Raw genomic sequence first — 7,073 nt, 5'->3', positions numbered from 1 at the left:
AGGTGCGGGATGCGGCCAGCGTGTTGTCTATCGCTGTTATTCAAGAGGATTCTTGGGATGCTCTGAAATGTACAGAGTTATCGCAGGATAGCAGCTTTTTTGCCTGGGCTGAAGTATACATCGATGGTGAGCTGCAGACGACGGCGGAGGCGGGTTGCGATCTGCGTAAACAAGTGGCGCGGCATCGGGCTTATTGGTTATGGCTCTCTGCCTTTGTTCACGGGGAGCTGGTGGGTGTTGATGCGCGGATTGTGCCAGAGGTGCCGGTGGTTGTCGCTGAAGTAGAACCGATGGTGGATTTGAAGGAGGAGAAGTTGCGATCGTTGCTAGAGAAGCCTCCGGTTGATGGGCAGAATCATGTGGGGCGGTTGGTCGAGATCTGTCAGCTCATGGACTGGGAGTTACCGACCTTTGAGTTCGAGGAAGTTGAAGAAGGGTATCGGTGTATATGTTTTATGGAATTCTTAGGGGAAGGAATTGAGGGGATTGCGATCTCAGGGAAAAAGAAGTTAACCAAGCAACGGGCGGCGATGTTTGTGCTTGAAGAGATTCAAGGCAAGCAATCAAACTCATCGTGATTGTTCTAATTCACAAAGCGGATGGGTAGCTCCATATGGATGCCGCTAGAATACCAAAGCATTGTCTTTTCAAGGCTTTGCGATTTTACTTTCATTTTCTGGACAACAATCTATGTCAATTTACGTCGGCAATCTCTCCTACGATGTCACCGATGCAGACTTAAGCGGTGCTTTTGCCGAATACGGTACTGTCAAAAGCGTCAAGCTCCCGACCGATCGTGAAACCGGACGCCCCAGAGGTTTTGGGTTCGTTGAGATGAGCAAAGATGCCGAAGAGGAAGCTGCCATCGAAGCTCTTGATGGAGCTGAGTGGATGGGACGCGACCTCAAGGTGAACAAAGCAAGACCCAAGACAAACAGCGGGGGTGGCACTGGTTGGTAATGCCTTGTCTTTAGGCTGCGAACAATCACATAACTCAATCCATAAAAAACAAGGGACAGTCTTAGGGTTGTCCCTTTGTGATGTTTGCCTGTGGAATGATTCCACAGGGTGGGTGGGGAGGATGTAATCTCACCAGCTCAGTATCATGCGGCAACGCAACGGCTCAAGCAATTGCACCCTATCGGCCAAACGATCGCACTGCGGGAGATTACGGGCGATCGCTATGGCCGGACGGTAGCAGAGGCAGGGGAGTCAGTTGGCCTACAGCTTGTGAGCGAAGGGTATGCGGTCGGTATATCGCAGATATCTTGACGGCTGCGCTGAGACGGAAGGCGAGGGTTCTGTTGCAAGGATTGGAGCTGGAGATGGTAGGCTAGGAGCCTTGCCACTCCTAGCTTCCAGTTATGCCTGTTGATCGCCCTTTCAAATATCGCCAATATCCACCCTGCATCATTCTGTGGGCAGTGCGCTGGTATCTTCGGTATCGACTGAGCTATCGGGACGTTGCTGAAATGCTAGCTGAGCGGGGTGTTTCAGTTGACCACACCACCATCTATCGATGGGTTCAGCGCTATAGCCCTGAACTTGATGCACGCTGCCGCCGCCATCTTCGCTCCACCAACGACTCATGGAAGTTAGACGAAACGTATATCGATATCAAAGGTCGCTCCTATTACCTTTGGCGAGCAATTGATTCATCAGGCTTCATGCTCGACTTCTTACTGACAGCTAGGCGAGACACCCAAGCAGCTAAACGCTTTCTGCGTAAGGTCTTACAACGAGAGCATGTTGAGCAATTTCCCCGAGTGATTAACACAGATAAATACGTGGTCTATCCCAGAGCCATTGAGGAACTGCAAGAATCAGGTGAATTATCGGAAGAGTGTGAACATCGCCCCGTGAAATACCTGAATAACCTGTTGGAGCAAGATCATAGATTTGTGAAACTTAGAGTCAAAGCAGGACTTGGGTTTCAAGACTTCTGGAGTGCCAAGCGAACAATCAGAGGGTATGAGACGATGAATGCGATTCGCAAGGGGCAGATCGTTGGTGTTGAGAAAGGAGATATTCGGTCTCAAAATCACTTCATTTGTGACATCTTTGGGGTAGCTGTATAAAAAATCAGGGGAATCCTAGCTTTCTCGTACCCTAATTAGTTGTTGCAACACAACCCTTGGTTATGTTCAAGCCTACCAGAATAGCTCAGCTCTCAGCAGGCTTGGCTACTCACTACTGACAGTTTCCTTTTAAACGCTAACTTTGAAAGTACTATTAATTTGACCTGTTCTATTCTAACACAATGAATAAACTTCTAGTTATTGCTCTCCGTATTTTTCGTTATGTTACTTATGGTCCTACAGACATATATGTAGTCTCATATCCTAAGAGTGGGAGAACATGGCTTCAATCATTAATCAGAAAATATTTATCACTAAAGTATGATCTGCCAGAGATTGAAATACTCTCGCCCAAATTATTGACAAAGGGGATAGGTCTACCAAGAATAAAGTTCACTCATGACGAGACACATTTTTCAGCTCTATTAAAATACGATAAATTATCAACAAGTAAGCGGAAATTTCATGGGAAGAAAGTTTTACTAATAAAACGAAACATCAAAGATACATTAGTGTCTTCATACTTTCACACAACAAAGAGAAGCAAGGACTTTGAGGGTACGATTTCTGAATTCATTAGATCTGATGAATTCGGTGTACTGAAAATACTTAAGTTTTATGATATTTGGCTTCAAAATCAAGATCGACCTAGAACGTATATTTCTATTCAATATGAAGATCTACACACTGCCCCTAAAGACACACTAATGAAAGTCCTGAGCTTTCTCGGCGAACTAAATATTTCAGAGGAATATGTTGATCGTAGTATAGAATACTGCTCATTTAAAAATTTAAATAAACTAGAAAGTAAAAACAAGCTAAAAACTGCGGTCCTTGGACAGGCAAATACTAAAGATCCAGACAGCTTTCTAATACGGAAAGGCAAAGTAGGGGGGCATTTAGACTATTTATCGCAAGAAGATATCGAATTCATTGACAAGACAATTGATCAAGGGATGGAAGCGCAACAATATTAGTGGCTGTGCCGCAAGGAAAGCTTAAACAATCTATAGCTTATGTGTAAATCATGATATATTTAGGAACTGTTCAAAAGTCACCCAAAATGGGTAGCACTCGCACAACAAATCAGGCCATTTCCCACCTGTAAATTATCCTGGGCTATCCTCTAAATATGAGTTTGAAGGGTATCGGAAATTGTCAGATCTGGGTAGCCAAATCATCTAAAAAGTCCATGAGGCTTCCCATTTCCCCTCTCAGTTGTCGTTAAGCTGCTTTGAATAATACTTCGAGGTCTGCAACTCCTTGCATGAATTTCTTTCTTCGATCTGATAGAGATACGAATTCTCTCATTTGAGAGCGTGGTCTCAAAAAGTGGCTGTGTCGCGAATAAACAGCAGGAGTACAAGAATTCCCCGTCCTGTTTACCTGGATTTCTCAACTATGAAGCCGCCAACGGAGTCAATATAGTTTGAGAGATTTTCCTCCTGAGTCTGTTTACTTTTCCTCAGCCTGAAGCGCTCATTCCATGAGGAACAAGAATTAGCGAGGTGTTTTGTCTGCGTAGTCAAAGTATCAGATTGGTTTCTAACCAACTATCCGAGTTGTTAATGCTGTTCACTTTTCTTGGGTTGAAAAGCTTCATATTGCATTATCTCAAGAGTCTTTACAATATAGAGCATGGCTCATTCACCAGAGCAACCTTTTTGCAGATTATGAGAAATCACAAGCTCATGCTCGGGAAATCCAATTGAGTAATTTGTCTTAGCAAACAATGTAGATCTGCAAGTTACGGTTCGAGCGTTTCATTGAAATCAGACATTAAGCAGCCTTCTCAACGAGTTGTTGCATCAACATGGGATTCCAAGGTTGATTGTGCCGTAACATTGCCCAGCAGCGAACAAGGAGTTTTCTTGCCACTGCCACAATCGCCGTTTTCCTGCGCGTTTTTTGTCCACCACTAATGCGATTAAAAATCTCTACTGCCCACGGGTTGTATTGCAAAGAGAGCCAAGCTGCCTCCACTAAGGTTGAACGCAATAATCGAGAGCCACGTTTAGAAATCTTCCCTAGCCGATTGGTTTGCCCACTTTGATGTTGACGAGGAACAAGGCCAGCATAGGATGAGACTTGTCTCGCATTTTGGAAGCGATGAGGATCATCCAAGCAAGTGACAATCACTTCGGCCAGACACCGTCCAACCCCAGGAATACTCATCAATAGTTGCACTCGTTCTTCTTGTTTAGCCCGTTGTGTCAAGTATTTCTCAAGTTGATTTAGCTGTTCTGAGAGGGTGTTAAGCAACGTCAGATCCACATCTAATTCCCCTCGCCATAATTCTTCCATATTGCATTCTGATAAAGACTTTCGATGCTTCTCTAATTTTGCAAGTCCTTCAAGGGTCCAAGCCTTCGCCCCGGTCAACATAGTCATCCCTTGAGCGCAGAATAAAGCCCGTATTCCATTTTTGAGTTGATTGATTTGCCTCACTATAGTCTTACGGAATTTTACTAACCGCTTATACTGTCTAGCTGCTGGAGTCGGCATATGAACAGATTGAATTTGATCTAGTGCGCTCAGCTTGGCGAGTTTAAGAGCATCATCTTTATCCGTTTTTCGTTTGACGTTCCGCCATTGCCAAGCATCTGCATTGGGGTTCGCAACCAATACTCGATAGCCTAAGCTTTGACACAAGTCATGAACCCAACCACTGACTGCACTGGTCTCAAACACGACTTGGTGTGGGTGAGTTGTATTGAGTAACTGTTCAAAGGCCCAGCGCAATGTTGGTATAGTTTGAAATTCTGTTTGATTGTTCTCAGTATCCAAAAGACACGACACACTCTTGAATTTCCCTAAATCAATTGCCAAGATTTTCATAGCAAGCCTCCCTAGATTTCTGAGGGTGTTTTTCTAGTGCCTCCAGATTATCGGAGGCGTTCCCACGCGGCTTACATAGATTCTCCAGTCCTAGCTTAGGATGCCTATAGCCTTTTCCCTGCATGGCTTACAGGAAACTCTGCCAAACAACACTCTGTATTTTGGTGCGCTTCGGTGTCGTTGAAAATTAACGGCTAAGGTCAGCGGCGGCAGACTACCTCTGCATCGCCGCCAACAAATTGTATACCGTCCGTTGCACCGCGTTGTTATACAGCGGTTTCACAATCTTTATGCATCCATTCACAGTAATGGTGCGATAAAGGATCGTCACGATCTATTCCTCAGCCGTAATTTGAATCGCTTACTTGTTTGGAATTAGACGATCGCGATTCTCAATCGCCCATTGCTCAAAAGATGTTGAAGGTTTACCCGTAACAAATTGCACGTCATCGCGGACGCTGCCGATATAGCCCATCCGACCATCCATGACTTGGCGCATAAACTCCACACTCGCCTCAGCATAGTTTGGCTCAACCGGAATATCTCCAGACATCAACAGGTCTCCTAGGTCTTCGGGTTGTTTGTAGTCACAATGGATTTCTTGTTGCAGTACCTTGCTCAAGATTACGGCCGCTTCTGCGCCATTCAAAGCGACCGTACTCATCCAGTAGTCCTTACCCGCAAATTTGGTTGAACCTTCGCGCAATATCGTTCCCGCCACCGCCGCTACATCCTTGAGAGCAACCATGCCCAAACGGCGATCGCCACAAAACATCGAAAACACACCGTCCTTTAAAGGTGCAATTCCCAACAGATTTTCCATGAAATAGTTTGGGTGGAGATGCGTCCAAGCCATTCCACTAGCTACGATGTAGCGCTCGATCATCTGATGCCATGCAAAGTGCGGATCGGTACAGTCCCACTCGCCAAAAATGCCCAGATGAACAATGTGTTGTACGCCTGCTTTTTTCGCCGCGTCAATCAAGGTTTTGCTCTGCACGAGCATTGCTACTGTATAGCCTGTGAGTAAGAAAAGGCGATCGACTCCCGCCAGTGCGCCCGCAAAGGTGTGTGGGTCGTCTAAATCTAGATAAACGGCATCCTGTCCTCGTTGGCGCAGTGCTTCAACCTGTTCGGATCTGCGAGAAGTCACGCGAACGCGAACTTCCTTGTCGTAACTCAAGGCTTCCACAATTAATTTTCCAACTTGCCCGGTGGAGCCAAGCACTAAAACAATGGGTTTGGTTTTGTCGATCTTAGTCATGATTGGATACCTACTATTTGAGAATTAACCTTTGAAAGCTGAAGCGTAATCTTGAGTGAATTGAGCAAATGAGATAGGTTGTTTTTGGGCGACATCGGCGATCGCAGTGGTCACTGCTGACTGTCTACCTTCGGCAACGCTTGCCAACAGATCGCTCAAGGCACCTGCTAACCATTCTGGTTGTCCCCATTGCAACAAGCCCTGTTTGAATCCCTCAGCGGTGACAGCGACGTAATGTAGAGGTCTGCCACGTACTTGGGAAATGCGATCAACGGCTTGATGCATTGTCAGAGCTTCTGCACCGGTAATGGTGTAAGCCTTGCCCTCGTGTTCGGGTTCGATTAACGCTTTGACTACAACGGCGGCGATATCGCGAATGTCTACCATCGCTACAGTGGCATCACCAAAGGGCAGATAAATCTCGTTTTGGGTTGGTGCGGCAAATTGCAGAAGGTTTTGCATGAAAAAGACCGGTCGCAGGTGGGTAAAGGGAATTCCCGATTGCTCCAGATATTGTTCTGCTTGACCATGCCAGTTGAGAATCTGAATCGGGGAATTCCTATCCGCACCTGCTGCCGAGAATTTCACAATGTGCATGGTGTCAGCGCGTTTCGCTGCATCAATGAAATTCTGTTCTTGTTCAACTTGTTGAAGAGAATTGGCAGGCAAGAGCAAGGCTTTCTCAATACTCTCGAATGCTCGATCGAGGGTGTCAGGGTGATCAAGATCACCTGTGGCAATTTCAACACCCAAAGCCTGTAAATCTGCTGCTTTTTGCGGATCGCGTACTAATATCCGCACGCATTGTCCGGCAGCAACCAGTTGTTTTACAATCTCTTGTCCATTATTACCTGTTGCACCAGTGATTAGAAACATAGATTTCTCCAAGGTAT

8 protein-coding genes are annotated in these 7,073 nt (G+C 45.8%); 5 read left to right on the top strand and 3 right to left on the bottom strand.

The genetic code is table 11. The features are described 5' to 3' along the window. From C1752_RS26230 to C1752_RS26210, 5 genes are all read left to right on the top strand, one after another. Window positions 1-578, top strand: a 578-nt coding sequence (locus tag C1752_RS26230) for a double-stranded RNA binding motif domain-containing protein (RefSeq protein WP_233501899.1), incomplete at its 5' end; no start/stop codon positions are given. Between the two features lie 112 nt (window positions 579-690). After that, window positions 691-960 (top strand): RNA-binding regulator, encoded by a 270-nt coding sequence (gene rbp, locus C1752_RS26225; RefSeq protein WP_110989002.1) that lies wholly within the window; start codon window positions 691-693, stop codon window positions 958-960. A 108-nt stretch (window positions 961-1,068) separates the two neighbouring features. Continuing rightward, window positions 1,069-1,272, top strand: coding sequence for a hypothetical protein (locus tag C1752_RS26220; protein ID WP_233501898.1), 204 nt, complete (start codon window positions 1,069-1,071; stop codon window positions 1,270-1,272). 92 nt (window positions 1,273-1,364) lie between these two features. Next, window positions 1,365-2,078, top strand: a complete 714-nt coding sequence (locus C1752_RS26215; protein WP_110989001.1) for an IS6 family transposase — start codon at window positions 1,365-1,367, stop codon at window positions 2,076-2,078. Window positions 2,079-2,260: 182 nt separating this feature from the next. Then, on the top strand, window positions 2,261-3,055 hold the full coding sequence (locus tag C1752_RS26210; RefSeq protein ID WP_110989000.1) for a sulfotransferase domain-containing protein: 795 nt from the start codon (window positions 2,261-2,263) through the stop codon (window positions 3,053-3,055). Between the two features lie 802 nt (window positions 3,056-3,857). Here the strand turns inward: C1752_RS26210 and C1752_RS26205 are convergent. The 3 genes from C1752_RS26205 to C1752_RS26195 all read right to left on the bottom strand — a co-directional run bounded on the left by C1752_RS26205 (window position 3,858) and on the right by C1752_RS26195 (window position 7,056). Further along, entirely contained in the window at window positions 3,858-4,916 is a 1,059-nt protein-coding gene (locus C1752_RS26205) for an IS110 family RNA-guided transposase (protein ID WP_110988999.1), read from the bottom strand. 361 nt (window positions 4,917-5,277) lie between these two features. Further along, on the bottom strand, window positions 5,278-6,180 hold the full coding sequence (locus C1752_RS26200) for an NmrA family NAD(P)-binding protein (protein WP_110988998.1): 903 nt from the start codon (window positions 6,178-6,180) through the stop codon (window positions 5,278-5,280). Between the two features lie 24 nt (window positions 6,181-6,204). Next, window positions 6,205-7,056 (bottom strand): SDR family oxidoreductase, encoded by an 852-nt coding sequence (locus C1752_RS26195; protein ID WP_110988997.1) that lies wholly within the window; start codon window positions 7,054-7,056, stop codon window positions 6,205-6,207. Between the last annotated feature and the right edge of the window lie 17 nt (window positions 7,057-7,073).

The organism is Acaryochloris thomasi RCC1774 (assembly GCF_003231495.1).
Classification (GTDB): domain Bacteria; phylum Cyanobacteriota; class Cyanobacteriia; order Thermosynechococcales; family Thermosynechococcaceae; genus RCC1774.
The sequence above is the reverse complement of the archived record's forward strand: the minus strand, read 5'-3'. Positions and strand labels throughout refer to the sequence as shown.